Annotated in this window: 26 protein-coding genes; 20 read left to right on the plus strand and 6 right to left on the minus strand. The window is 40.7% G+C overall.

Going from position 1 to position 25,029, the window contains the following annotated elements; translation table 11 throughout:
- Positions 1-78 precede the first annotated feature (78 nt).
- From ACW2QC_RS00480 to ACW2QC_RS00495, 4 genes are all read left to right on the plus strand, one after another.
- A complete protein-coding gene (locus ACW2QC_RS00480; protein ID WP_457542013.1) occupies positions 79-1,137 on the plus strand; it encodes an AimR family lysis-lysogeny pheromone receptor in 1,059 nt (352 codons plus the stop codon).
- Between the two features lie 220 nt (positions 1,138-1,357).
- The gene (locus ACW2QC_RS00485; protein ID WP_457542014.1) at positions 1,358-1,483 is read left to right on the plus strand and encodes a hypothetical protein; all 126 of its coding nucleotides are present in this window, start codon (positions 1,358-1,360) and stop codon (positions 1,481-1,483) included.
- Between the two features lie 592 nt (positions 1,484-2,075).
- The gene (spoIIID, locus tag ACW2QC_RS00490) at positions 2,076-2,363 is read left to right on the plus strand and encodes a sporulation transcriptional regulator SpoIIID (protein WP_457542015.1); all 288 of its coding nucleotides are present in this window, start codon (positions 2,076-2,078) and stop codon (positions 2,361-2,363) included.
- Positions 2,364-2,503: 140 nt separating this feature from the next.
- Positions 2,504-3,064 carry a hypothetical protein gene (locus tag ACW2QC_RS00495; protein WP_457542016.1) on the plus strand — a complete coding sequence of 187 codons (561 nt, stop codon included), beginning with the start codon at positions 2,504-2,506 and terminating at the stop codon, positions 3,062-3,064.
- An 82-nt stretch (positions 3,065-3,146) separates the two neighbouring features.
- Here ACW2QC_RS00495 and ACW2QC_RS00500 read toward each other — a convergent pair whose 3' ends face one another.
- The gene (locus ACW2QC_RS00500; RefSeq protein WP_457542268.1) at positions 3,147-4,157 is read right to left on the minus strand and encodes a nuclease-related domain-containing protein; all 1,011 of its coding nucleotides are present in this window, start codon (positions 4,155-4,157) and stop codon (positions 3,147-3,149) included.
- Between the two features lie 150 nt (positions 4,158-4,307).
- Here ACW2QC_RS00500 and ACW2QC_RS00505 point away from each other — a divergent pair, with 150 nt between their 5' ends.
- From ACW2QC_RS00505 to ACW2QC_RS00525, 5 genes are all read left to right on the plus strand, one after another.
- Positions 4,308-5,387, plus strand: a complete 1,080-nt coding sequence (locus ACW2QC_RS00505; protein ID WP_457542017.1) for a hypothetical protein — start codon at positions 4,308-4,310, stop codon at positions 5,385-5,387.
- 157 nt (positions 5,388-5,544) lie between these two features.
- Positions 5,545-6,546: a rod shape-determining protein MreB gene (mreB, locus tag ACW2QC_RS00510; RefSeq protein ID WP_457542018.1), complete on the plus strand. Its 1,002-nt coding sequence runs from the start codon at positions 5,545-5,547 to the stop codon at positions 6,544-6,546.
- 93 nt (positions 6,547-6,639) lie between these two features.
- On the plus strand, positions 6,640-7,443 hold the full coding sequence (locus tag ACW2QC_RS00515) for a flagellar hook-basal body protein (RefSeq protein ID WP_457542019.1): 804 nt from the start codon (positions 6,640-6,642) through the stop codon (positions 7,441-7,443).
- A 10-nt stretch (positions 7,444-7,453) separates the two neighbouring features.
- Positions 7,454-8,284, plus strand: coding sequence for a flagellar hook-basal body protein (locus ACW2QC_RS00520; protein WP_457542020.1), 831 nt, complete (start codon positions 7,454-7,456; stop codon positions 8,282-8,284).
- Between the two features lie 177 nt (positions 8,285-8,461).
- Entirely contained in the window at positions 8,462-9,043 is a 582-nt protein-coding gene (locus tag ACW2QC_RS00525) for a DNA-directed RNA polymerase subunit beta (protein WP_457542021.1), read from the plus strand.
- Positions 9,044-9,169: 126 nt separating this feature from the next.
- On the opposite strand, the gene ACW2QC_RS00530 is transcribed toward ACW2QC_RS00525, so the two are convergent.
- On the minus strand, positions 9,170-9,316 hold the full coding sequence (locus ACW2QC_RS00530; RefSeq protein WP_457542022.1) for a lmo0937 family membrane protein: 147 nt from the start codon (positions 9,314-9,316) through the stop codon (positions 9,170-9,172).
- 216 nt (positions 9,317-9,532) lie between these two features.
- On the opposite strand from ACW2QC_RS00530, the gene fabZ reads away from it, so the two are divergent.
- On the plus strand, positions 9,533-9,952 hold the full coding sequence (fabZ, locus tag ACW2QC_RS00535) for a 3-hydroxyacyl-ACP dehydratase FabZ (protein WP_457542023.1): 420 nt from the start codon (positions 9,533-9,535) through the stop codon (positions 9,950-9,952).
- 282 nt (positions 9,953-10,234) lie between these two features.
- On the opposite strand, the gene ACW2QC_RS00540 is transcribed toward fabZ, so the two are convergent.
- Positions 10,235-11,122 carry a TetR/AcrR family transcriptional regulator gene (locus ACW2QC_RS00540; protein WP_457542024.1) on the minus strand — a complete coding sequence of 296 codons (888 nt, stop codon included), beginning with the start codon at positions 11,120-11,122 and terminating at the stop codon, positions 10,235-10,237.
- 269 nt (positions 11,123-11,391) lie between these two features.
- On the opposite strand from ACW2QC_RS00540, the gene ACW2QC_RS00545 reads away from it, so the two are divergent.
- Entirely contained in the window at positions 11,392-14,574 is a 3,183-nt protein-coding gene (locus tag ACW2QC_RS00545) for an efflux RND transporter permease subunit (RefSeq protein ID WP_457542025.1), read from the plus strand.
- 461 nt (positions 14,575-15,035) lie between these two features.
- A complete protein-coding gene (locus tag ACW2QC_RS00550; protein ID WP_457542026.1) occupies positions 15,036-15,446 on the plus strand; it encodes a hypothetical protein in 411 nt (136 codons plus the stop codon).
- A gap of 281 nt (positions 15,447-15,727) precedes the next feature.
- On the opposite strand, the gene ACW2QC_RS00555 is transcribed toward ACW2QC_RS00550, so the two are convergent.
- Positions 15,728-15,916 (minus strand): YjfB family protein, encoded by a 189-nt coding sequence (locus tag ACW2QC_RS00555; RefSeq protein WP_457542027.1) that lies wholly within the window; start codon positions 15,914-15,916, stop codon positions 15,728-15,730.
- 147 nt (positions 15,917-16,063) lie between these two features.
- Between ACW2QC_RS00555 and ACW2QC_RS00560 the strand changes: the two genes are divergently transcribed.
- Positions 16,064-16,540, plus strand: coding sequence for a competence protein ComK (locus ACW2QC_RS00560; RefSeq protein WP_457542028.1), 477 nt, complete (start codon positions 16,064-16,066; stop codon positions 16,538-16,540).
- 313 nt (positions 16,541-16,853) lie between these two features.
- On the opposite strand, the gene ACW2QC_RS00565 is transcribed toward ACW2QC_RS00560, so the two are convergent.
- Positions 16,854-17,198: a hypothetical protein gene (locus ACW2QC_RS00565; RefSeq protein ID WP_457542029.1), complete on the minus strand. Its 345-nt coding sequence runs from the start codon at positions 17,196-17,198 to the stop codon at positions 16,854-16,856.
- A gap of 434 nt (positions 17,199-17,632) precedes the next feature.
- Between ACW2QC_RS00565 and ACW2QC_RS00570 the strand changes: the two genes are divergently transcribed.
- The 7 genes from ACW2QC_RS00570 to ACW2QC_RS00600 all read left to right on the plus strand — a co-directional run bounded on the left by ACW2QC_RS00570 (position 17,633) and on the right by ACW2QC_RS00600 (position 24,465).
- Positions 17,633-18,487 (plus strand): efflux RND transporter periplasmic adaptor subunit, encoded by an 855-nt coding sequence (locus tag ACW2QC_RS00570; RefSeq protein ID WP_457542030.1) that lies wholly within the window; start codon positions 17,633-17,635, stop codon positions 18,485-18,487.
- Complete coding sequence (locus tag ACW2QC_RS00575; protein ID WP_457542031.1) at positions 18,484-21,552, plus strand: efflux RND transporter permease subunit; 3,069 nt, start codon at positions 18,484-18,486, stop codon at positions 21,550-21,552. Before ACW2QC_RS00570 ends, ACW2QC_RS00575 begins: the two co-directional genes overlap by 4 nt.
- A gap of 256 nt (positions 21,553-21,808) precedes the next feature.
- Positions 21,809-22,072: a hypothetical protein gene (locus ACW2QC_RS00580; protein WP_457542032.1), complete on the plus strand. Its 264-nt coding sequence runs from the start codon at positions 21,809-21,811 to the stop codon at positions 22,070-22,072.
- Positions 22,073-22,318: 246 nt separating this feature from the next.
- Entirely contained in the window at positions 22,319-22,501 is a 183-nt protein-coding gene (locus ACW2QC_RS00585; RefSeq protein WP_457542033.1) for a hypothetical protein, read from the plus strand.
- Between the two features lie 255 nt (positions 22,502-22,756).
- A complete protein-coding gene (locus ACW2QC_RS00590; RefSeq protein ID WP_457542034.1) occupies positions 22,757-23,617 on the plus strand; it encodes an AraC family transcriptional regulator in 861 nt (286 codons plus the stop codon).
- 188 nt (positions 23,618-23,805) lie between these two features.
- Positions 23,806-23,979: a hypothetical protein gene (locus ACW2QC_RS00595; protein WP_457542035.1), complete on the plus strand. Its 174-nt coding sequence runs from the start codon at positions 23,806-23,808 to the stop codon at positions 23,977-23,979.
- A 189-nt stretch (positions 23,980-24,168) separates the two neighbouring features.
- Positions 24,169-24,465 carry a DNA-binding protein gene (locus tag ACW2QC_RS00600; RefSeq protein WP_457542036.1) on the plus strand — a complete coding sequence of 99 codons (297 nt, stop codon included), beginning with the start codon at positions 24,169-24,171 and terminating at the stop codon, positions 24,463-24,465.
- Positions 24,466-24,559: 94 nt separating this feature from the next.
- Here the strand turns inward: ACW2QC_RS00600 and ACW2QC_RS00605 are convergent, their stop codons facing one another.
- Positions 24,560-25,003, minus strand: a complete 444-nt coding sequence (locus ACW2QC_RS00605) for a threonine/serine exporter family protein (RefSeq protein ID WP_457542037.1) — start codon at positions 25,001-25,003, stop codon at positions 24,560-24,562.
- Positions 25,004-25,029 lie beyond the last annotated feature (26 nt).

Here is a 25,029-nt window from a genome sequence, read left to right on the forward strand (position 1 = left end):
AGCTAGCATTTCTTTGTGGGATTGGCCATGTTCGTATACTAGCTTGAGTATTATGATTTTCAGAAAGGAGAGGCCACAATGGAATTTCCCAAGGCTGATCTTGCAGCCAATTCCTTAATTTCCGTTTCTTATGATGGAAAATTATCATTGGAACAGGTCATTCTGATGCTACAGCAAGAGCACGACGATGAAACCGTATTACAGTTAACGCGTAAATTTTGCCTGCAAACTACCTCAGATGAAATCAGTAAAAAAGGTATGGAATTTCTGTATATTAACGGATATCTCGGTGATTTACAGCAACTAATTAATAAGAATAGGGAATCCGAATATAAATCGAATCGAGAATGGGCAGAAGTTTATCAGCTTGTTATTAATCGGAGAAGGCAACGTATTCAGACATCACGTGAATTACTTAGGCAGTTAAGTTTTTATAAAACAGGTGATCCAGAGTTAAATTGTGTAACCGAATTTCTCAAAATAGCCATTCATTTTGATTTAAAAGAATTTGGCAAAATAGGGAACTCCCTTGATAAGCTAAGCTCATTATTTGATAATGTTCAGGATTCGCTGTTACTATCCTACTTCCATCAAAGACTCTATCAAAATTTGTTCGTCTATTATTGGACAAGAAACGAACTGATTATGGCGAGAAAGTATGCATTTCGTGTCCTAAATAAATCAACAAGTAATAAAACAAAAGTAAACATGCATATCAATCTTGGCCTAACGTACACATTTGATACGTACTTCCAGGGCATGTACCATCTTTCCGAAGCGTTAAAGCTATCAAAGAGGTACCATTTTAATGATAGCGTACATGTAATTGAGCAGCAGAATATTCCGTTTCTGTCGGCACATTTTAACAAGTATGAAGGCATAAAAACGGATGACAAAAGTGAACAAGCCCATCTTGAAATTGCAAAGGGAAATTATACGAAGGCGATAACCATTTTAAATCAAATCCCAATGGATAGTCCCTTTAAACTATATTACTTAGGTGTCGCAAAACAGGATAAAGATATACTCCTGCAATCGTATAATTACTTTATCGGAAAACGAAGTGATTATTTTTTCAGCAAGCTGCCACTAAATGAAATAGTGAAATTGGATAACACACCCAAGAAATTCAGCTAATTAATTAGGGTTGTTCTATTCAGACAGCCCTACCTTACATAAAAATTCACATCATCATGATAAGGTACAATTTTATTTTTGAGGTCGAGGTTCATGCAATGGACTTTCCCTATCTACTCGACCGCGTGTTGGTCATTCCGAACAGACCTATGTTAAGTTAACCTCAACTGTCTTTTGATAATAGGGGTTTTGTTATAAAACAGTGAAGGGAGGAATTGAAATGAAAAAAGTACGTCTCATGACACTAACCATGATTTTGGCGTTGGGAATTACAATTAGCTTTGGTACTTTAACGCCAACCAGTCAAGTCCTTGCCCAAGATCCGGGATATGGCGATATTGACTAATTAACTCTGTAACGCTTTTACAATCTGTGTGTGGTGGATTACAGTTAGAAGTAAAGGGCCTTGCTTTCTAATCTAGAGCCATTTTCTATTATAGACAGGGCGATCAATTGAGAAGAAATCATTATTTTACTACTCTGTAATTCACCACAAATTCATTCTACGAGAGGTTCAACTCATTTAATCTGATTGCGATCGATTTTGCTGTCCTCCAGATCGTATTTTTCCTAATTTATAAAAATACTTCTTGTCCTTCCATTGAATCGTGTAAATTTAATCATATTCCACTAAAATTGGTAATAAAATGTTACAAACCAAGCAATCAATTAGTGTCTGAGGTGAGAGCTTGTGTAGCATGTCAAGCCATTTGACTCCCCCCAATACATACAATTTTCATCATCGAGCATATTGCACATATAAGTAATTCATTTGCATAGACGTTTGAGGGACAATCAAGTTCCTCTATTTCTGAAAATTAAAAATTATACAAGGCATAGCTGCACAATGATCGTTCTAGTTATAAAGTCGCAACCATCTTGACCACCTTGTCTCAGGTCCACACCTCGGAAACAGACAACATAGGGAGGCGAACGGTGTGCACGATTACATCAAGGAAAGGACTATCAGGATAGGGAAAGCAGTCGTGGAGACGAGGAAAACTGTCCGTATGATAGCAAAAGAATTTGGTGTTTCAAAAAGCACTGTCCACAAAGATTTAACCGAACGATTACCAGAAATAAATCCCGAACTTGCAAACGAAGTAAAAAATATTCTCGAATACCACAAATCAATCCGCCATCTCCGCGGAGGTGAAGCAACCCGAAAAAAATATAGTGTCGAACTGGAACCAGGAAAAGAATCGACAATTGAACCAGTCGGATGAAACAAAAGGGATGTTCATTAGGGAGGTGATGGCCAGGGGAAAACGATAGAATGAGCAAAGATTACTTATCTACTATCTTTATCTAAAAACCCAGCCTTATATGGTTGGGTTTTTAGTCGTTTGTTAGGTGCCCCTCGGGGATGCAGTCGGAATCGAGCTTCATCCGAGAGCCAGGAAAACATCATCCGGTCAGCGGCCCGAGAGGCGATCATTGTCTCTATAGAGAGCGAGAACATCGGCGGGAGAGAGAAAACATCGTCCCGAAAGCAGAAACATCGGCGGGAGAGCAGAAACATCGTCCCGAGAGCAGAAACATCGGCGGGAGAAAGAAAACATCGTCCCGAGAGCAGAAACATCGGCGGGAGAGAGAAAACATCGTCCCGAGAGAGAAAACATCGGCGCGAGAGAGAAAACATCGTCCCGAGAACAGAAACATCGGCGGGAGAGAGAAAACATCGTCCCGAGAGAGAAAACATCGTCCCGAAAGCAGAAACATCGGCGCGAGAACAGAAACATCGTCCCGAGAGCGAGAAACATCGGCGCGAAAGCAGAAACATCGTCCCGAGAGCGAGAACATCGGCGCGAGAGAGAAAACATCGTCCCGAAAGCAGAAACATCGGCGGGAGAACAGAAACATCGTCCCGAGAGCGAGAACATCGGCGCGAGAGAGAAAACATCGTCCCGAGAACAGAAACCATTGACGCGAGAAGGAATACCATCCACGGACCAGGAAATCATCGAGTATCTGAACCAGTCTTCATAATAATTAAAATGAAATTTAACTTAATCAAAAATAGATTTGAATTTACCTGGGAAATCGGAGTTCTGTGGGAAGTCATTTACATGCGGTGCGAGGTATTTTCTTGCACTGTTTTTCCCGTTGTATTTTAAATTCATTGATTTAAGAATTACATAGGTGCTTTTAGGTGATTCTATTTGCAGTAAATCTCGGCATTGTTTATTTGTGATTGTGTCGTTATAAAGTAAGAAATAATCTAATATAATACGTTCGTGTGCGGTGTATTCAATAGATGAACATTTTGGGCAAGACCATTTTTTGTAAAGACGAACCATGGGGTAGTATGCACATGAAGGACATGAAACACCTTTAACTAGATGATGATCCTGGATATTATATCTCCTAATTAAGTCAGGATGATGTGGGGTGTTATTAGTTATTATTGAATCACTTATCTTTTTTATTTGGCTTTTGTTCAATATGTCTTTTGTGTACTTTTCATTTATCTCGTCCAAATGCAAATGTAAACTTTCCGTACGAATTATTTTCTTATAAATGTCTGGATCATTTTGTTTAATTCTAATAATAGTTGATGGATTACTAATCACTACTAAAGTTTCGATTGGGATTGCTATATCAAGCTTCTGTAGCCAAGCTTTTAGATGCATCTTTTGTGTCTCAGCTTGTAATACCGGATCCTTGATTGCAGTTATTTTATCGCCGTTTTTCTGTATTAATTGATTTAACTCTGCGTCATATTCCAGTTCACCAGCAAGATTTTTAATTTCCAGTATGCATATAAAATTCTTGGAAAGGATTAGCGTGTCAATTTGAAAGGCATTGATGTGACTTTTCAGGCGGATGTTATGAAAAATGAAGAAGTCTTTATGAGGATAAATTGATAAGTTATAATCAACCTCTTTCTCACCGTAATATCCAGCATTAAACCGATTATAATCTTCAATGAGTTTTCGATTTGTTCTGTACCTCTCTTTCAAATTTCGGAACAATGCCTCGTAGCATAAAATAACAGATGGCTTTTTTCTGTGCAGCATTATGACCAAAGAAATTTCCCCTTTCATTTTATTGTACATAAGGTATTTCGACAAAAAATAAGAAAATCCTTTAATTAAATAAAAAATTTTTGTGAACAATTCCAAATGACAAGTTATATTAGCTAGAGAACGAAACTAGACAACTGACAATTGCTGAAAACATCGTCCCGAGAGCGAGAACATCGGCGCGAAAAGGAAAACATCGTCCCGAGAGCGAGAACATCGGCGCGAGAACAGAAACATCGTCCCGAGAGCAGAAACATCGGCGGGAGAAAGAAAACATCATCCCGAGAGCGAGAACATCGGCGCGAAAAGGAAAACATCGTCCCGAGAGCGAGAACATCGGCGGGAGAGAGAAAACATCGTCCAAAGAGAGAAAACATCGGCGCGAAAAGGAAAACATCGTCCCGAGAGCGAGAACATCGGCGCGAAAAGGAAAACATCGTCCCGAGAGCGAGAACATCGGCGCGAAAAGGAAAACATCGTCCCGAGAACAGAAACATCGTCCCGAGAGCGAGAACATCGGCGCGAAAAGGAAAACATCGTCCCGAGAACAGAAACATCGGCGCGAAAAGGAAAACATCGTCCCGAGAGCAGAAACATCGTCCCGAGAGCGAGAACATCGGCGCGAAAAGGAAAACATCGTCCCGAGAGCGAGAACATCGGCGCGAAAAGGAAAACATCGTCCCGAGAGCGAGAACATCGGCGGGAGAGAGAAAACATCGTCCCGAGAGAGAAAACATCGGCGCGAAAAGGAAAACATCGTCCCGAGAGCGAGAACATCGGCGCGAAAAGGAAAACATCGTCCCGAGAGCGAGAACATCGGCGCGAAAAGGAAAACATCGTCCCGAGAGCGAGAACATCGGCGCGAGAACAGAAACATCGTCCCGAGAGCGAGAACATCGGCGGGAGAGAGAAAACATCATCCCGAGAGTGAAAACATCGGCGCGAAAAGGAAAACATCGTCCCGAGAGCGAGAACATCGGCGCGAGAACAGAAACATCGTCCCGAAAGCAGAAACATCGTCCCGAGAGCAGAAACATCGGCGCGAGAACAGAAACATCGTCCCGAGAGCGAGAACATCGGCGCGAGAACAGAAACATCGTCCCGAAAGCAGAAACATCGGCGCGAAAAGGAAAACATCGTCCCGAGAGCAGAAACATCGGCGGGAGAACAGAAACATCGTCCCGAGAGCACGCACAACAACCGCCAACCCCTCCCACACACTAGTCTAGTTCACAATACCTACTCCCCCTACAAAATTCACCGAACTTTTTTCCATTATATGCAGTTAATTGTTGAATTTTGTGGTAAAATATAATATTAGTAGCATTATGTCCTCTGACAGGTGCGAGATGAGTATATGTAGCGGGGAGGATCTAGATTCATGTTTTCTAGGGATATTGGAATTGACCTTGGAACTGCCAATGTTTTGATTCACTTAAAAGGAAAAGGAATAGTTTTGAATGAGCCATCAGTCGTTGCGATGGATCGTACCACAGGCAGGGTGCTTGAGGTTGGCGAGGAAGCGCGGCGAATGGTTGGTCGTACACCAGGAAATATTGAAGCCATCCGTCCATTAAAGGATGGAGTAATTGCGGACTTTGATGTAACAGAAGCTATGTTAAAACATTTTATAAATAAAATTAATGTAAAGGGATTTTTGTCGAAACCGAGAATGCTGATTTGCTGCCCAACGAACATTACGAAGGTGGAGCAGAAGGCGATTAAGGAAGCGGCTGAAAAATCAGGTGGTAAAAAGGTTTATTTGGAAGAAGAGCCAAAAGTAGCGGCAATTGGAGCTGGGATGGAAATTTTCCAACCGAGTGGTAATATGGTCGTTGATATTGGCGGTGGCACAACAGATGTGGCTGTCCTTTCAATGGGTGATATTGTTACAGCACAATCGATTAAGATGGCTGGTGACAAATTTGACGGAGAAATTCTTCAATACATAAAGAAAAAGTATAAATTGCTAATTGGAGAACGTACTGCGGAAGATATTAAGATTAATGTTGCAACTGTTTTTGAAAATTCACGTAAAGAAGAAATGGATATTCGCGGTCGTGATATGGTTTCTGGATTACCACGGACGATTACCGTTTATTCAGATGAAATTGAAGGAGCACTAAGAGAATCAGCAGCATTGATTACCCAGGCTGCCAAATCAGTTTTAGAACACACACCACCAGAATTATCCGCAGATATCATTGATCGCGGCGTTATTTTAACAGGTGGGGGCGCATTGATTCACGGTATCGATCAATTGCTAGCAGAAGAATTAAAAGTTCCTGTTTTTATGTCAGAAGAACCAATGAATTGTGTTGCTAAAGGGACAGGCATCATGTTAGAAAACATTGATAAAATTGAACGCAAAAAAATCGTTTGATCCATGCCTATAGAAAAGGAACCTAATTTGTCTATCTATTTACCCGTTATTTTAATGTTTTAAACCAAATTTTTAAAAGGGGGCCTTGAGACATTGCTTAGAGGATTTTATACAGCAGCGAGTGGAATGATTGCCCAACAACGGCGTCAGGAAGCATTGTCGAATAATATTTCAAATGCAAATACACCTGGTTATAAAGCGGATCAGCCAACATTGCGTGCATTTCCTGAGCTACTGATGCAGCAAATGGGATCACGTCAAGTTCCGACAACGAAAGGGTTAAATTTGCCGGTGCAGCAGGACATTGGCTCGTTGAACACAGGGGTTTATGTCCAAGAAAATGTGCCAAATTTTGCCCAAGGTGATATAAGAGAAACAGGTATTTCTACTGATATGGCACTCATTAACGGGGAATTGCCTGATGAAACGGGTTCGCTTTTCTTTTCGGTACAAAATGAAGCAGGTGAACAGCAGTATACACGAAATGGTAATTTTACTGTAGATGGACAAGGTTTTCTCACGACAAATCAAGGATATTATGTTTTAGATCAGACTGGAAATCAGATCCAAACAGGTGGATTGGAATTTACGGTTACAGAAAATGGAGCTATCCAAGTTGGTGGGCAAACGATCCCATTAGGCATTGCTTATACAGCTGATGCGAACGCCTTAGAAAAGGTAGGTAATGGCTTATTCGCTGGTGAGGCTGATGCAGTACCGGCTGGAGCGACATTTACTGTAAAGCAAGGATTTTTAGAACGTTCCAATGTTGATGCATTGCAGTCAATGACGGAAATGATGGAATCGTATCGTACTTTTGAAACAAACCAGCGTGTCCTGAAGGCATACGATGAAAGCATGGGAAAAGCTGTCAGTGAAATTGCACGGTTAAGTTAGGAGGATATTTATGTCAAGAACAATGATCCAAGCGGCGGTAACAATGAATCAATTACAGAATAAGCTTGATTTAATTGGCCATAATTTATCAAATAGCCAAACAACCGGATATAAAAATCGCCAGGCAGACTTTTCCTCGCTGTTGTTTCAGCAAATGGATAATATGACAGACCCCGCTAATGCAGAGGGGCGTCTAACTTCTGATGGCGTGCGGATCGGCTCGGGGGCGAAGCTAGGCCATACGAACATTGACTTATCACTTGGCTCCTTGAAAGAAACAGGCCGCTCATTGGATACGGCATTGCTAAATGAAAACCAACTATTCCAGATTCAAGTTACCGATAACGGGGTTACAGAAACACGCTATACCCGGGATGGGTCTTTCTATTTAAGCCCGATAAATAATAATCAAGCGGTAATGTTGACAACAAAAGACGGCCATCCTGTTATCGGTGAAAATGGCCCGATAACATTTGCCGATGGATTTGATGGCATCGACATTCAGCCAAATGGACAAATCCTTGTGAAACGCGGTGATCAAACAGAGGCCGTTGGGAAACTCTCAGTAGTTGAGGCTGTTCGCCCACGACTGTTAGAAGCTGCTGGTCAAAATGAATTCCGCTTACCTGATTTGGATGCGTTAGGTTTTAACTTTGCTGAAATTATTCAAAATACAGACCCGAATGCAGACATTTTAAAAAGCAAGACACTGGAGCAATCGAATGTTGATATTTCTAAACAAATGACAGATATGATCATGACGCAACGATCCTACCAATTTAATGCACGGACCATTTCGATGAGCGATCAAATGATGGGACTCGTTAATCAGCTTAGGTAGTGATATTGACGAATCACGAAAAAATCACTATAGTAGTTTTATAGAAATGATATCCTAAGATCGGAAATTCACTTTTTCAGATTTTGCTAGCGTCATTGAAAAGGCTATCCAAGAATTGTAGAGATTCTATGAATGGTTACATCATGAACCCTGCAAGGAAATAAGGAGAACCGTGCCATGTCCACTAACCAATCGAAGAAAAAGACTGTTAATGAAGAACAGCCCAAAAACCGGTTTCTGAACGAATTGCGTAAAAAGGGAAAACGCGTACGCTGGCGGCTGACTGCATTGTTAAAAATACTAAAAAAGAAATTGAAACAGCTGCTGGACAACCTACAGAAGTTGTGGAAAAAGCTAAAAGAAATAATAAAAGAGAAGCTTGCGAAACGTCGAGAAAAGAAACAAGCAAAGCGGGAAAAGAAAGCAAAAGAGGCTTCGGAAAAAGATACCCTTGATCCAGTAGAAGAAGAAACAGTTAAAAAAAGCAAACCCGAACCGACAACAGAAGAAACGTCGGAAAAGAAAACCCGTAAACAGCAAAAGCAACAGCAAAAAGCAGAAAAGAAGAAAAACAAGAAGCCAAGACGACGTATCTTTCCAATTTGGCTGCGGATCATTGTTGTACTGCTTTTTCTTGCGGGGGCATTAATAATCGGGGCAATGGTTGGTTATGGGGTTATCGGCAACGGCAAACCATCAGATGCACTGGAAAAGGAAACATGGCAGCATATTATTGATATTGTTCTAAAAGAAAAATGATGATCACAAAGCATGGATACAAACGCGTAACCATGCTTTTTTGAATAATAAAAAGGCATAAAATTTGGCTCTGTGTTCACAGGCATGATGAGCTACGTCCAGCCCCAGCCTTAAACTGTAGCGAGACTAAGAATCATGCTTCCCTTTAACGAATCGATAAATCAACACTATCAAAGCAACAACGAGTAGAATATGCACGAGTCCACCGGCAATTTTAAATAATAAGCCAAGTGCCCATAAAATAAGTAAAATGATAATAATAGTCCAAAGCACCGCAATGCCCTCCTTCCAACGTTAACTTGTCCTATTTCTGTTTTTTATATGCATGACAGAAGTGCACTAGTACATATTCGTTTCCCTGTTTGTTGATGAATTTAATCTATTAGGGGATCCTTTTATCAAAACAAAAGCCGATACCCCGAACCATTTCATCCATATCCAAATTTTCTGGTATAATAGGAAAAAGCATACATATAAGGAGCGATTTTCATGGATATTCAACAAATAAAAGAGATCATCCCACATCGCTATCCATTTTTATTAGTGGATAAGGTAACGGAAATGGAAGAGGGAAAGCGTGTTGTCGGGGTGAAAAATGTAACGATTAATGAGCCGTTTTTCCAAGGACATTTTCCCGATTACCCAGTGATGCCAGGTGTTTTAATCATTGAAGCATTGGCTCAAGTTGGGGCAATCACGATGTTAAATAAGGAAGAAAATAAAGGTAAAATTGGTTTCTTAGCTGGTGTTGATAAATGCCGCTTTAAACGTCAAGTAAAGCCTGGCGACCAGCTGAATTTGGAAGTGGAAATTACCCGCCTAAAAGGACCAATTGGCAAAGGAAAAGGGACTGCCACAGTTGATGGAGAAATTGCCTGTGAAGCAGAAATAACCTTTGCGATTAAATAGGGTTTTTGAACAGAGAAAATTCACCTGTTATGGGCCGCTTTAAGGATGGTAGCGGGTCTCATTTTTTCCATCAGGCTGTTTTCTAAAAGATTGTTGAAGAAATATCAAAGCATATATTTCCTCATAAGCAGCCCGTATACACGTAGACTCCTGGGGGATGAGAGGCATAGGTGAGACCCCGCAGTGCGTTAGCACGAGGAGGCTCTCCAGCCGCCCCCGGAAAGCGAAGTGTATACGGGCTGCGGGGCAGATAGCAACAATTTATGCGAAAACAGCCTTCCATTACAATAGCCGTATATCAAGTTTTTCCGATATTAATTTCCGGTATTTATCGAACTGATGAATTCCTTTAAAATTTGCCAGCATTCCTTGCATGACAATTTTTTTAGAATCGGTTTTTTTAACCTCGGAAATAAGGAAGTCAATGACACCTTGCAATTCATTCACTGTTTCCTTTTTTAAGTCTATTTCATTTAGAATTTTTTGCATGTCTAGCAAGTAGTTCATGACCTCTTTTTTTGCCAATTCTTCTGGTGCCTTTATGTCGGAGAAAAGCGGCATGACCTTTTCTTTGGTTAGCAATGGTTCTTCCTTGTTGGTGATTAACGGAAGGACGATATCATCCAGACGTTTTATAAGAAACAGTGCCAGTTTTGGGATTTTGATCGAAACTGTATCTTGAATTAACACCTGCAAATAACTGTTTCTAATCCCCTCAAAAATCGTTTCAATATCAATTATATAAGGTTTTACCTCTTCACCGTAGATGGCGGTAAGGTTTTTTTCATACCATTTGTGCACTTCCAATTGCATAAACCGGATAAAATCATACAATTGTTTGTTAAATGTTATTGCTTGTTCTTTCAATTGGGTAAAAATAAAGTTTTTGTGGTTTAATACTTCGTAAAACTGTACTTCCATTTGGTTGATAAAATTTTCCTTTGGATTGAGCTGTTCGTCAATTACATTTTTAATTCGTTCGTTCATTAACTCGTAATAATACCGAAATATTTCAACTAACAGCTCATCTTTTGATTGGAAGTGTAAATAGAACGCACCCTTGGAAACATTACTTTTATCGGTGATCTCCTGAATCGATGTTGAATAAAATCCTTTGTCAGCAAAAAGATCAATGGAAGTAATGATTATTTTTTTCTTCTTTTCATTCATGAACCCACGTCCTTTACCTATTCATCCCACCTCAAGCGGGCAGTAAAAACGCTCATTAAGAAACGTTTATGATTTTTTTGACCGGTTAGTCATTTCTATTGTGACTTTAGTTTATCGTATCAAAAGTATTATGGGAAACACAACTTTTTAAACCAAAAAGTCTGGGTGAACGGAAATTATTAGTTGCATGTCAGTCGTATATCAGTTATATTGGATATTGTGTATTATGACCAGTCAGTCATAAAATAAAAACGAACGGAGTGTACTTTTTGAAGAAAATTATCAATTTCTCCCTTAACAACAAGTTTGCCATATGGATTTTAACCATTATGGTTGTTGTTGCGGGTTTATATTCAGGCCTTCATATGAAACAGGAAACGATGCCGAATATTACAATGCCAAACGTTTCCATCGTAACTACCTATCCAGGGGCAGCACCTGATGAGGTTACGGATAAAGTTACGGTACCAATTGAACAACGGGTGGAAAATTTAAATGGCGTTGAGCTTGTGAACTCAACATCATTAGCAAATGCATCGTCTGTTCAAATTCAATATGACTTTGACAAAGATATGGACGAAGCAACAACTGAAGTGGAGGAAGCTTTAGCAGATCTCTCTCTGCCGGACGGCGTTGAGGATCCGGAAGTTTCTCGTTTAAGTTTAAATGCTTTTCCAGTTATGGCGCTAAGTATTAGTGATAAGGATCATTCCCTAGAGCAATTGACGAAGCGGGTTGAAAATGATGTGCAACCTACTTTAGAGGGATTGGATGGCGTTTCTGATGTCCAAATTACGGGGCAGCAAGTACAAAAAGTAACGATTGATTTTGATGATGCTAAACTAAACAAATATGGCTTAACAGAAGACAAAATCAAACAGCTTATTCAAGGTTCTGATGTTTCGTTTCCATTGGGTCTAACCAATTTTGATGGCGAAGTGAAAAATCTGGTCATTGATGGAAATGTTGCAACGGTTGATGACTTGCGAGCAATAGAAATTCCTGCTGTACCACAGTCAGCATCTCAAGGCGACATGTCTCAGCAAGGAGCAGAGCAACAAGGTGGTGCGGCCCAGGGGACACAACAACAAAACAAAGCGGCCCAATCAAATGGTGCCAATCAACAAACACAGGCCCCAGCAGAAATTCCAACTGTCCAATTGGATGAACTAGCTGATATAGAAGTGGTTGGAGAAGCAGAATCCATTTCCCGAACAAATGGTGAAGATTCTATTGGGATTCAAATTGTCAAGGCCCCCGACGCGAATACCGTTGAAGTTGTTAACAATGTAAAAGACGCTATTGGTGACTTTGAAGATGATTACGGTCTTACGGTAACGACTACGTTTGACCAAGGTGAACCAATTGAAGAATCGGTTAATACGATGCTAAGCAAGGCATTATTTGGTGCCCTATTTGCGATCGTGATTATTTTGCTTTTCTTAAGAAGTATAAAAACGACCTTAATTTCCATTGTTTCGATTCCATTATCCTTATTAATGGCAGTGTTCCTGCTGGATCAAATGGACATCACCTTAAACATTATGACATTAGGTGCATTAACCGTGGCAATTGGTCGGGTAATTGACGACTCGATTGTTGTTATTGAAAATATTTATCGACGAATGGCCTTATCAGGTGAAAAACTACGGGGACGCAATTTAATCCGGGAAGCAACCCGCGAGATGTTTATTCCGATTTGTTCCTCTACGATCGTTACCATTGCGGTATTCTTGCCGTTAGGTTTAGTAAGTGGACAGGTTGGCGAGATGTTCATGCCATTTGCTTTGGCGGTTGTCTTTGCACTCGCATCTTCCTTGATTGTTGCCGTGACAATTGTTCCAATGCTTGCACATTCACTGTTTAAAAAGGATTTAAACAAAATGGCAACAAATGAAACAGTTCAACACGAGAAAAAGCCGAATAAATTAACAAGAGGATATAAACGCATTCTCGATTGGGCATTAAATCACAAGTTGATAACCTTTGGCGGATCCGTCATTGTATTAGTGCTCAGCTTCTTATTGGTACCAGTTATCGGTGTAAGCTTTTTACCAGATGAAGAACAAAAAATGATCATGGCTACGTACAGCCCTGAACCAGGAGAAACAAGGGAAGAAGCTGAAGAAGTAGCGACTGATGCGGAAAAATACATTAGCAACCATGACGGTGTTACAACCTATCAATTCTCACTAGGCGGCGGTAGCCCAATGGGTGGAATGATGGGAATGGGTGGAGATAATTCCGCGCTATTCTTTATTGAGTATGATTCTGATTTTGAAAACTTTAGTGACGAGACGACAAAAGTGATTGATACCCTTAATAAAAATACAGATAAAGGCGAATGGGGTAGTATTGATTTTGCAAGTATGGGTTCAGGATTAGAAATGTATGTATACGGCGATAATATGGAAGATATCCAAGGTGCCGTTGATCAAATTCTGCCTGTCATGAAGGAAAACGATGATTTGGAAAAAGCGGAATCAAGCATATCAGAAGCCTATGATCAATATACACTAGTCGCAAATCAGAAGAAGTTAAGCCAATCTGGATTGACAGCAGCACAAATTGGTATGAATTTAAGTGATTCAGGTGAAGCTCCAATCCTTACGACGGTAAAACATGATGGCGAAGATGTGAATGTATATATCGAAGTCGATGAGAAACAGTATGACAGTATTGATGATTTGAAGAACTCGGAAATTCAAACACCATTAGGAACGACTGTAAAAGTAGAAGATGTGATGGATGTTGAGGAAGGAAAATCACCAGATACAATTGAACGCAGGGATGGAAAAATGTATGCATCGCTGACGGCTGACATGAAAGGTAATGATGCAGCAGCTATCTCCAAAGATCTGGAAAATGAAATTAGCGATCTGGATTTGCCTGATGGAGTAAACGTTGAATTTGGCGGAGTAACCGAACAAATCAATGATTCATTTACACAATTAGGTCTTGCAATGTTAGCTGCAGTAGCAATTGTTTACTTTGTCCTTGTCGTCACATTTGGCGGGGCATTAGCACCATTTGCAATCCTGTTCTCCCTACCATTTACGATCATTGGTGGTCTGGTAGCACTTTGGATTGCCAACGAACCATTAAGTGTATCAGCGATGATTGGTGCATTAATGTTAATTGGAATTGTGGTAACGAACGCAATTGTGCTGATCGATCGTGTTATTCATAAAGAAAAAGAAGGACTTTCAACAAGAGAAGCACTTCTTGAGGCAGGTTCAACAAGGTTGCGACCAATCTTGATGACTGCACTTGCAACAATCGGTGCCCTCATACCACTGGCAATTGGTATGGAAGGTGGCGGTCTTATCTCGAAAGGACTTGGTGTGACGGTAATTGGCGGTCTCACAAGTTCAACGATATTGACGCTCGTGATTGTGCCGATTGTTTATGAAGCACTCGCAAAGTTTCGCAAAAAGAAAAGTGACGAATAAGTAACAACACTGCTAATATCCCGGCATCTGATTTGAGCTGGGATATTAGCTTTTTTAAGGTAGGCTTGTTTCGTGAAGTTTGTTGCTTATTACGTTCGTAGTTAATATAAAATGTGACATAGTATATATCCAACCAATTCACACGGATATAACTAAATAATACTTTTGAATAAGTATGAGTGAATTATTGATGTTCTTACTTCTAAGTTTTACCAGGTATGGGTAAATGCTTCGTTAAAATTTATTCTAATGTATAATTAAACTAAATATATTATTAAAATGAGGTGGTTGTGAAATGACTGCTGATGAGATAATGAAAGCAATCGATGAAATGGACAACGGAGTTTTCTTTGCATCCTGATCCGTACACTACCTTTTTAGAACACTTCTGCTCTTATGTATTACATCAAAAAAGATGGTTAACCTAATGGCGAAAGTGAATATCTAAAGGAGGAATAGGAATGAAAAGAAAATTGTTATTAAAGTTTGGTGCACCAATTTTAGCATTATCACTTGTCGCCGCTTGTGGAAATGATGATAACGATGATCCCGTTGAAGACGAGGCTCCGCTAAATCAAGAGGACGATAACGGTGATCAAAACAATTTGGAAGACAATAATGATCAGAATGACATGAATGATGACAACGGAGACCTCAATGATAATGATAACGGGGATATGAATGATAACGACAACCCAACGGATAATAATGGCGATTTGAATAACAATGATAACAATGACATGGATCAGAACGGTGACATGAACAACAATGATGATAATGCCGATATTGGTAATGGTAGCGATAATAATGACAAAGATAACGATGGCATTACCGATGATAATGATGAGGTAGATGATAATAAGAATAAATAAAAACAAAAACCCTCAATGAGTGAGGGTTTTTTCATTATATTTTGATTCTAATTTGTTCTTAGGTAGGACGAGCCGCGTCCAGCTCCAGCGCCCAGCGACTAGCGAGACTTCCCTCACCTCCGTACGATAAGTCAACATCGGTTTACATCTAAAGGAAGGCCGACTAAAAACGGGCTTTGCGCCCAACGTCGGCATACCCCTTTTGCAGGGGCATGTTTCCTTTATCTCCTACGGCTCAGTCCAGTCCGTACGTCGCTAACCGGGCGCTTGCGCTTTTGTTCTTATATTTTTACATCAATTGCATTTCCAAGTGTTGGGTGGGTTACTGGTACTGCTGATTTCTGCAACATTTCCATCATTTGTTGCCCTTGCTGTTCCATTACCCCCATTGATTTGTCCATAATAGCGAGGCTAGCGTCGGAACGCAATTGACTATTTGCCATAACGACTGACATTGCTGCTACATCCATGTAATATCACTCCTTACCCAAAAAGTGTACCATAATCCGACAATTCCTGCTAATTTGTGAAATATTTTCAAAAAATGAACTATTAATTAGATAATTATTCTTTTGCATAGTACAATAGTCTCATATAAATACAGGAGGACTTTTAAAATGGGGGTTGCTGATTTATATATTTATGAAATAACGCAACAAACAAAAGCGATCATGGGAAAAGATTCTGCCTATTATCGAGCGCGTATTTTGGAAGTTGGCCAGATCAAGGACAAGCTTTCTATACATAAACCGGAGAAAATACTTCAAAACAGTTGCTTAACAAATGGTTCGACATTGGTAGGTAGAAGGACTGCTGTCAAACAAATTCTTAAGACCAGCAGCAAATTGCCGATCCCAGTAATTCCAGAAAAAGATGTATTTATGTTGCCCACAGCCTCAACCAAAAGCAAAGATTGTGTATGGCTCTCCTTTTATCACATCGAATATTATGAACAACGCGATAACCGGACGTATGTATCTTTTTACGATGGCTCAGGTATTTACATCAACTCATCTGAAAGTACGATCGATATGCAAATTAAAAAGGCTAGTCAAGTAATAACGAAAATGAATCGACCAGCAGCATTTGGCTAAGACTGGTAGTGGTAGCTGAAAAGACCTAACATATACTTCTAATCAGAACGGTAGGTACATATTGTTAAGCGTGGGAGATAAGGAAGTTGATCAATGTTGATTGATTTCCTTATTTCTTATTTCAGTGATTTTACGATTGACCGGTCAGTAAACGTTTAATTTCTTTTGACGTTTGTTGCTTTTTCGCACTGCGGGGTCTCACCGATGCCTTTCTTCCCCCGTTAAAAGGAAGGCCGACTAAGAATGGGCTTGCGCTCAGGCGTCGGCATAACACCTATGAAGGGGCATGTATACGGGCTGCTTGTTAGGAAACTCATGCCATAAACGCGTGAACTCGGGCCGAAGCAGGGGAAGCTCGTGCCATAAACGCGTGAACTCGGGCCAAAGCAGAGGAAACTCGTGCCATAAACGCGTGAACTCGGGCCGAAGCAGGGAAAGCTCGTGCCATAAACGCGTGAACTCGGGCCAAAGCAGAGGAAACTCGTGCCATAAACGCGTGAACTCGGGCCGAAGCAGGGGAAACTCGTACCATAAACGCGTGAACTCGGGCCGAAGCAGGGGAAACTCGTGCCATAATCGTGTGAACTCGGGCCAAAGCAGGGGAAACTCGTGCCATAATCGTGTGAACTCGGGCCAAAGCAGAGGAAACTCGTGCCATAAACGCGTGAACTCGGGCCGAAGCAGGGGAAACTCATGCCATAAACGCGTGAACTCGGGCCAAAGCAGAGGGAAAACTCGTGCCATAAACGCGTGGACTCGGGCCAAAGCAGAGGAAACTCGTGCCATAAACGCGTGGACTCGGGCCAAAGCAGAGGAAACTCGTGCCATAATCGTGTGAACTCGGGCGAAAAGAGAAGAAGCATTCAAAAAAGCAACAGTCTTTTAGAAAAGGCCTTTTTAAAAAATAAAGAACTTTTTTGAAACGAACCCATCTAGTTATCCGTATGATAGGGACATATGCTAAAATGAATTAAAATACCTTAAAACGAGAACCTGAGGGTAATGCTACAAGGTAAATAAAGTACATAAATTAGTGGTTTCACCGCCAGTCAAATTGGATAGGGAAAAAAATAAACAAGAGGAGATACATATATGAAAAAGACATTTTTAATCGTACTAGCAGTTGTCTGTTTTGGACTACTCGCAGCATGTAATCAAGATGATGAAACAAAGGAGGATAATAGTGATAAAGTTACAGCTGTGGAGACAGCAAAAGTCGAACAAGGAAATCTCGTAATCAATAAATCAATCTATGGCCGTACCGCTCCAAAATCGTCAACGCCAATTATGGTAGCAAATCCAGGTGAGCTAACAACACTTAAAGTGGAAAATGGGGATGCCGTTGATGAAGATGATCTGATTGCAGCCGTTGGTGGACGCAATATTTATGCACCAACGTCTGGGGAAATCGCTAATTTAACTGCAGAGGAAGACTCCGTTGTGTCTAATTCCGACCCGCTCGCAGTAATTATTGACCTGGATTCGTTAAAATTGCAATTCACTGTTACAGCAGATGAATTGAAGTTGTTTGATAAAGAAGCAACTTATAACGCCATGATCGATGGTGAAAAAATCGAAGCAGAAATTACGTCGATTGCGAAACTACCAAATGATACGGGATTATATCCTGTAGAAGCGACAATTGACAACGATGATGATGCCTTTTTACCAGGTGTTGTCGCTGAACTGCAAATTCCGGAGAAGAAAGTGAAAGATGCGATTATCGTACCAACAGAAGCGATCATAGAAGAAGGCGGTGAATCGTTTATTTACGTTGTCGAGGACAATAAAGCTGTAAAAAAAGATGTCACTGTTAACGAAACCCAATCTGACCGGTCCGCTATTAAAGGGGAAGTGAAAAAAGGGGAAAACGTTATTATAAGTGGACAGCTGACATTACAAGATGGCAGTAAGGTGAACGTTGTGAAAGAGGGGAATGCATCGTGAAGCTAGTAAATACCTCTGTCAAACGTCCTGTTGGCGTCATCATGATCGTGCTAGCGATTCTTGCGCTAGGTCTCGTATCGATGCGCAACCTTGTCATCGATCTATTTCCGAAGATTGATTTACCTATTGCTGTTGTCGCAACAACGTATGAAGATGCCGCGCCACAGGAAGTTGAGAATTTAGTCAGCCGTCCGATTGAATCATCTGTCAGCTCGATCGAAGGAATTGAAACTGTGCAAACCCAGTCACAATCCGGATCATCGCTCGTCATGATGATGTTTAAAAATGGTACGGATCTTGACCAGGCATTGCTTGATGTAAGGGAAAAAATCGATCAAACAAAAGGATTTTTACCAGAAGGGGCAGGTGATCCAAGTGTGCTCCGCTTCAGCCCGGATCAATTACCGGTTATGTGGGTAGGGCTGACTGGAGAAGACCCGGCAACCTTAACGAAAGTCGCCGATGATCAACTTGTACCGTTTTTTGAACGTCAAGGTGGGGTTGCATCGGTAACCGTTGAAGGCGGAAAAGAACGCGAAATCCAGCTGATATTAGATCAAGCAAAATTACAGCAATATGGTGTTACAGCACAAACACTTACCCAAGCACTTAACAGTTCGAACCAATCGGCATCAGCTGGTTCCGTTGAAAAAGGAGACAAAGACCTACAAATCCGTGTAACAGGGGAATTTGACTCCATTGATGATATTAAACAAACGATTGTTCAAACCGAAACAGGTGCGACGATTCATGTAGAAGATGTTGCTGAAGTGAAGGACACTTACAAAGAATCGTCATCGACAACACTCGTTAATGGTGAACCATCCATCGTTCTGTCGGTTATGAAAAAGACGGACGGCAACACAGTCGAAGTATCTGACAATGTCAAAGCAGGCATGGATGAAATCAAAGACGAGTTACCTGAAGGCGTGAATTTGGACGTCATTATCGATACATCGGAATTCATTACACTATCGATCAATTCTGTCGTAAAAAATATTATCATTGGCGGGATAATTTCCATCTTTGTTTTGCTATTATTTTTGAAAAGTGTTCGAGCGACACTCGTTATTGGACTATCAATCCCAATTGCGATTATCTCCACATTTACGCTCATGTATTTTACCGGAGAAACGCTGAATGTCTTAACACTCGGCGGATTAGCGCTCGGAATCGGGATGATGGTCGACAGTTCGATCGTTATTTTGGAAAATATTTATTCCTACAGGCAGCGCGGATATAGTCTGTTTGAATCAGCGACAAAAGGGGCCTCAGAGCTAGCGCCAGCCGTTATCGCATCAACCACAACAACATTGGTCGTGTTTTTGCCAATTGTGTTTGTTGAAGGAATCGCTTCTGATCTGTTTACACCATTAGCATTAGCGGTATCTTTCTCCCTAATCGCATCACTTGTTGTGGCTGTAACATTAGTGCCGATGCTGTCATCAAAATTACTATCGAAAGCAATGGAAAACCATGGACGCAGGTATTGGTTCGACCGCTTTATGGATCGAGTCAATAATGGCTACCGCAACGTATTGAAATGGGTATTGAAACATCGCAAGACAACGGTTTTCGGAACCATTGTGGCGATCGTTGCCAGCCTTGCCTTGATTCCATTTATCGGGGCGGAATTTATTCCATCTTCAGATCAAGGCCAAGTTGGAATTCAAGTGGAGGCACCAGCAGGAAGCTCCCTTGACCATACAAATGATATTGTGGAGCAAGTCAATGATAAGCTAGCTAACTATGAGGAAGTAATCGAAACGAGTTTTGTTAGCGTTGGTGGCGGTGGCTTTGGTGCAGCAGGTGGAGGCGGAAATAGCGCTTCATATACCATGCAATTAACCCCATCATCAGATAGGGAAAAATCAACAAAAGAAATTGTCCAGGAAATCAATGATGATGTGCAAAATATTCCTGGTGCAGAAATTGCCGTTAGCGCGATGGATAGCGGAATGAGTATGGGCGACCCTGTCTCAATTCAATTAAGCGGACCAGAGCACGAAGTATTACGGGAGCTTGGCGATCAGGTTGTTGCCCAAATTTCTCAAGTTGATGGTGTCTATAACCCAGAATCGTCCGCAACAGCAGGGGTTCCACAGCAAACAATTACGATAAACGATGAAAAAGCAGCGATGTATGGATTGACACAACAACAAATCACCGGTCAAATTCAGTTGCAATTCACCGGGCAAGTGGCAACGAAATATCGAGAAGAAGGACACGAAATGGATGTTACGCTATTGTATCCAGAAGATGAGCGAAGCAAAATCAGTGACTTGCAAAATATGAACATCCAATCACCATCTGGTACGACAATTCCGCTTGAGGATGTAGCGGAATTCAAGGAAATCCAAGGTCCCGTAACATTAACTCGGGAAAATCAACAGCCACAGATGAATGTCACAAGTGAAATCGTTGACCGTGATCTAGCGAGTATTACAACAGATATTGAAGCAACGCTAGATGACATGAATTTTCCAGAAGGATACAGCTATAATATCGGCGGCCAAGCAGAGGACATGGCCAAATCATTTTCCGATTTGGCAGTAGCGCTCGTATTCTCGATATTCCTGGTATATGCAGTCATGGCAGTGCAATTTGAGAACTTCCTCTTCCCATTAATCATCATGTTCTCCATGCCAGCAACTGTTATCGGCGTTATGCTCGGACTATTCGTAACCGGATTGCCGTTAAGCATCCCAGCATTTATCGGGGTCATTATGCTCGCCGGTATCGTGGTCAATAACTCGATTGTTTTAGTTGATTATATCAATATACTAAGGCGCAAAGGCATCGACCGGTATGAAGCTATATTACAAGCAGGACCAAGCAGACTGCGCCCAATCCTGATGACAACTTTAACAACGATCCTAGGCATGGTGCCATTAGCATTAGCGTTAGGTGAAGGAGCCGAAACACAGCAGCCATTGGCGATCACGATCATATTCGGACTTGGCGTCTCTAGTATCTTTACACTGTTATTGATCCCGGTTGTTTATACACTGTTCGATGATTTGACTGCGAAGATAACGAGAAGGAAGAAGAAAAAAGGGGCATAAGTTTTTTGGGGAAGTAAATAAGACACGAATTGAGGGTACTAATCGTAGGGTGATTGGTGCCCTTGGTTTTTTAATAATGTGTTTTCTATTTGCTAATACACGCGGACGAGGTTGTTGGATTGTAAAATATTCAAACTATTTGTGGTGTTTATGATAAAATGAATATAGATTTGTGTAGATGGCCTCATTAAAATAAATATATCTACTGAAATTGCCCGAAAAAAAATAAACAAAAAGCAATACGGAGGTGACTCAAATGAAATGGGAAGATGTACGTCAAGCCTTTCCAGAGCAATGGGTATTGATTGAGGCAGTACAAGCTTATACGAGTAAGGGGAGTGAACGTATTTTGGAGGAAATTGCTCCCTTAAAGAAATTTTCCAGTTCCCCAGAAGCAATGAGAGAATATCAAGAACTTCATCGAGAAAATCCTACCCGAGAATTATATGTTCTTCATACTAGTCGGGAAAGACCTAATATTATAGAGAGGAAGTGGGTAGGTGTGAGGCGATGGAGATAGGTTATTACTTACAAATATGGAATTAGCCTCCAAGGGCCAGTCGCTGTTCGAGATATGACTGCGAAGATAACGGGAAGGAATAAGAAGATCAGCTTCTCTATTGAGACAATAAGTAGCACATGAATTAAGGGTGCAAATCGCTTTATGATTGGTACCCTAATTTTTTATAAAGCATTTTTTCCTCAACATCGGCGGGCAACTTGAATAAGTTTACTAAAAAGCATTGCAAAAACGGAGGTGGAAGGTTTGAGTCTTTGGTTTTATATTACAGTTATTGTTGGCTTTTCCCTAATTTATTATGGCTATGACAAGAAGAAAAACTATGAATTAAGAATTGCAGAAATGGAGTTGGAACAAAAAAAGTTAGATTTAGAAATGAAAAAAATTGAATGCGGTATATCTGAAGAACAACAGGATGCAAATGAGTAGCACGAATTAACGGTGCTTCAGTCTACTATTTGGAGTGGTCGGTGTACCGTGTAGGAGATTCAAACTGCTTCAAAGGTTTCACTAGTTTCTTGTTTTATAAGTCAATAGGTAAAAGACAATTCTTATTAAGTAAACGGTGCATTACACTGGCGCTTAGTCTAACGCGAAGTTAGGGGCTGTCAGAAAAGAGCACGGATTAACAGGAATGACCAGAACGATGTTGGTAGACTGAGTAAAGAAAAGGGAGGGTTTCATATGGAGGGACTTCAAAAAATGCTGGATTGCATTGACTATATGGAAAGCAATTTAGACAACGATCTTTTTATCGATGATATTGCTGCAATCGCCTGTATGTCTAAATTTCACTTTCAACGGATGTTCAACATGCTAACAGGCTATACCGTGAGTGAATATATCCGAAATCGCCGCATTACAGTCGCTGCACAGGAGCTGGTTCATTCAAATTCCAAGGTGATTGATGTTGCTATGAAGTATGGATATGAGAGTCCTGAATCTTTTACAAAAGCATTTCGGAGAATTCATGGTATCAGTCCATCAACCGCTAGGAAAAATAGTCAATCTTTGAAGGCTTATCCAAAACTCTCTTTTCAAATTCAGCTAAAGGGTGATGTCGAAATGGATTACAAGATTGTGGAAAAGGAAGCTTTTACTGTTGTAGGAAAAAGTATTCGCACAACTACTATTGGTGGCGAGAACAACCGAAAGATAGCTGCTTTCTGGGATGAATCAAATCAGAATGGATTCATAGGGGAGCTTGCTAAAAACTGCGGATCTCTTGGATTAATTGGAATTTGCCTGGATTTTGACAAACAACAAGAAAATCTAACCTACCTAATCGGTGCGGAAAAAAATGGCGAACAAATCCCATTTGACTGGGAGGAGAGACAGATTTCATCAGCAACCTGGGCCGTTTTCCCTGTTCACGGTGCAATGCCTGACGCGATGCCAAGGGTGTGGGAGCGGATATTCTCTGAATGGTTTCCGGCAACTGGCTACGAACATGCTGATGGACCAGAATTGGAGGTATACCCAAGTGATGCCGACCCGTCTTTAGAAGACTACTATAGTGAGATTTGGATACCGTTGAAAAAATAGGGAAGATGCATGCGGGGACAAGGACAATCACTGTTCTTGTTCTTGCTGTTTTTATGTGGCTGCTGATAAAATTTTATGCAGGGCGAGATATGAAATTAAATGCAAACACTGGTGCAATAACTGACGTGTAATGTGAGTTTAAAATAGTACTAGAATAATTACGTATTCGTGAAGGGAGGCTGGTCATTTTGAAAATAAGAACGTTTTTGATCGTGATTATTGTGCTCATGCAATTCTCAACACTTGTAAATGTTACAGTATTTGATGGAGGGTGGGATGGAATTACTTTGGCCTTTCATACAATATTATTTGTTATGGCGATGGGGATTCATGCACAATCTAGTAAAACGGATCGGAGTTAAAATTTACTTAGGAAATTCAAATAATTTGGCTAGTTGACTACATCGGAAAAATTAGGAGGATGTTATGATACTAAACATGTTAATTCCAATCATTATATTGGCTCTACTTGCTGGTGGGGTTTACTTATTGATTAAATTATTTAAAAAGTAGAGGAAACTGGTAATTTCATATACATAGGAGGGGACGTTTTGGAATTTGATTTAATTTGGATAGCTTTAGGAATTGCTGCCGCAGGATATTTTATTGGAGAAGGGCTGAAGAATTTTCAAAATCCGTCTGCGAAAAGCCTTATTGATTCATTGGACAACGATGATGAGCACGAATTAATCAAGGAAACTGACGTACATTATTTAATGGGTATATCGAAGGAAGACGCAAAAACTTTAATTCAAGAGCATGAAGACATACCACACATTCTAATAAATGGTAAGGTGTACTACCCAAAGGAAAAATTGCGTAAATGGTTGTTAAATTTAGGGGAGTGAGCATGCTTCGGTACATTTTTAGGCATCGAAATTATGATAGAGATTAAGGGCGTTGGCACAGTGACCACGCCTAAGATTGCCTCGTTTAAATCCATCATTTTGCTTGTTTCCACATGAGCTTCCGGATTGTCTGATTCACAACCTCCGAAAACATTAATCCAATCGCAATGCCCCCAGACAGCAGCATTACTTTTGCCGATAGTTGAACCGCTGTATAATAATCATTTTCGACAAAATTGCGCATGGCATCATAGGCACTGCCACCCGGAACAAGCGGTATAATCCCAGACACAATAAAAATAATAATCGGCGTTTTGAACAACTTGGCACAAATTTGGCTCAACGCCCCAACAAGCATAGCCGCCAAAACAGTCGCGGGAACAACATCCATCCCTTGTTGAACAAGCAAATAATATAAAATCCAGCCAAGCATACCGACCAAACCACATTGAACTAACGCCTTTCTTGGTGCATTAAATAAAATCCCAAAACCAGCCGCGGCAATAAAGCTGGTTAACAGATGTGCAATGATCGTCATTTGAAGTACTCCTTTTTAAAATTTAT

Source organism: Virgibacillus sp. FSP13 (assembly GCF_054048505.1).

Coding starts and splice junctions, on each gene's coding strand:
- ACW2QC_RS00480 (WP_457542013.1), top strand. CDS start 79: ATGGAATTTCCCAAGGCTGATCTTGCAGCCAATTCCTTAATTTCCGTT.
- ACW2QC_RS00485 (WP_457542014.1), top strand. CDS start 1,358: ATGAAAAAAGTACGTCTCATGACACTAACCATGATTTTGGCGTTGGGA.
- ACW2QC_RS00495 (WP_457542016.1), top strand. CDS start 2,504: ATGCAGTCGGAATCGAGCTTCATCCGAGAGCCAGGAAAACATCATCCG.
- ACW2QC_RS00500 (WP_457542268.1), bottom strand. CDS start 4,157: ATGCTGCACAGAAAAAAGCCATCTGTTATTTTATGCTACGAGGCATTG.
- mreB (WP_457542018.1), top strand. CDS start 5,545: ATGTTTTCTAGGGATATTGGAATTGACCTTGGAACTGCCAATGTTTTG.
- ACW2QC_RS00520 (WP_457542020.1), top strand. CDS start 7,454: ATGTCAAGAACAATGATCCAAGCGGCGGTAACAATGAATCAATTACAG.
- ACW2QC_RS00525 (WP_457542021.1), top strand. CDS start 8,462: ATGTCCACTAACCAATCGAAGAAAAAGACTGTTAATGAAGAACAGCCC.
- fabZ (WP_457542023.1), top strand. CDS start 9,533: ATGGATATTCAACAAATAAAAGAGATCATCCCACATCGCTATCCATTT.
- ACW2QC_RS00540 (WP_457542024.1), bottom strand. CDS start 11,122: ATGAATGAAAAGAAGAAAAAAATAATCATTACTTCCATTGATCTTTTT.
- ACW2QC_RS00550 (WP_457542026.1), top strand. CDS start 15,036: ATGAAAAGAAAATTGTTATTAAAGTTTGGTGCACCAATTTTAGCATTA.
- ACW2QC_RS00555 (WP_457542027.1), bottom strand. CDS start 15,916: ATGGATGTAGCAGCAATGTCAGTCGTTATGGCAAATAGTCAATTGCGT.
- ACW2QC_RS00560 (WP_457542028.1), top strand. CDS start 16,064: ATGGGGGTTGCTGATTTATATATTTATGAAATAACGCAACAAACAAAA.
- ACW2QC_RS00565 (WP_457542029.1), bottom strand. CDS start 17,198: ATGGCACGAGTTTCCTCTGCTTTGGCCCGAGTTCACACGATTATGGCA.
- ACW2QC_RS00570 (WP_457542030.1), top strand. CDS start 17,633: ATGAAAAAGACATTTTTAATCGTACTAGCAGTTGTCTGTTTTGGACTA.
- ACW2QC_RS00580 (WP_457542032.1), top strand. CDS start 21,809: ATGAAATGGGAAGATGTACGTCAAGCCTTTCCAGAGCAATGGGTATTG.
- ACW2QC_RS00590 (WP_457542034.1), top strand. CDS start 22,757: ATGGAGGGACTTCAAAAAATGCTGGATTGCATTGACTATATGGAAAGC.
- ACW2QC_RS00605 (WP_457542037.1), bottom strand. CDS start 25,003: ATGACGATCATTGCACATCTGTTAACCAGCTTTATTGCCGCGGCTGGT.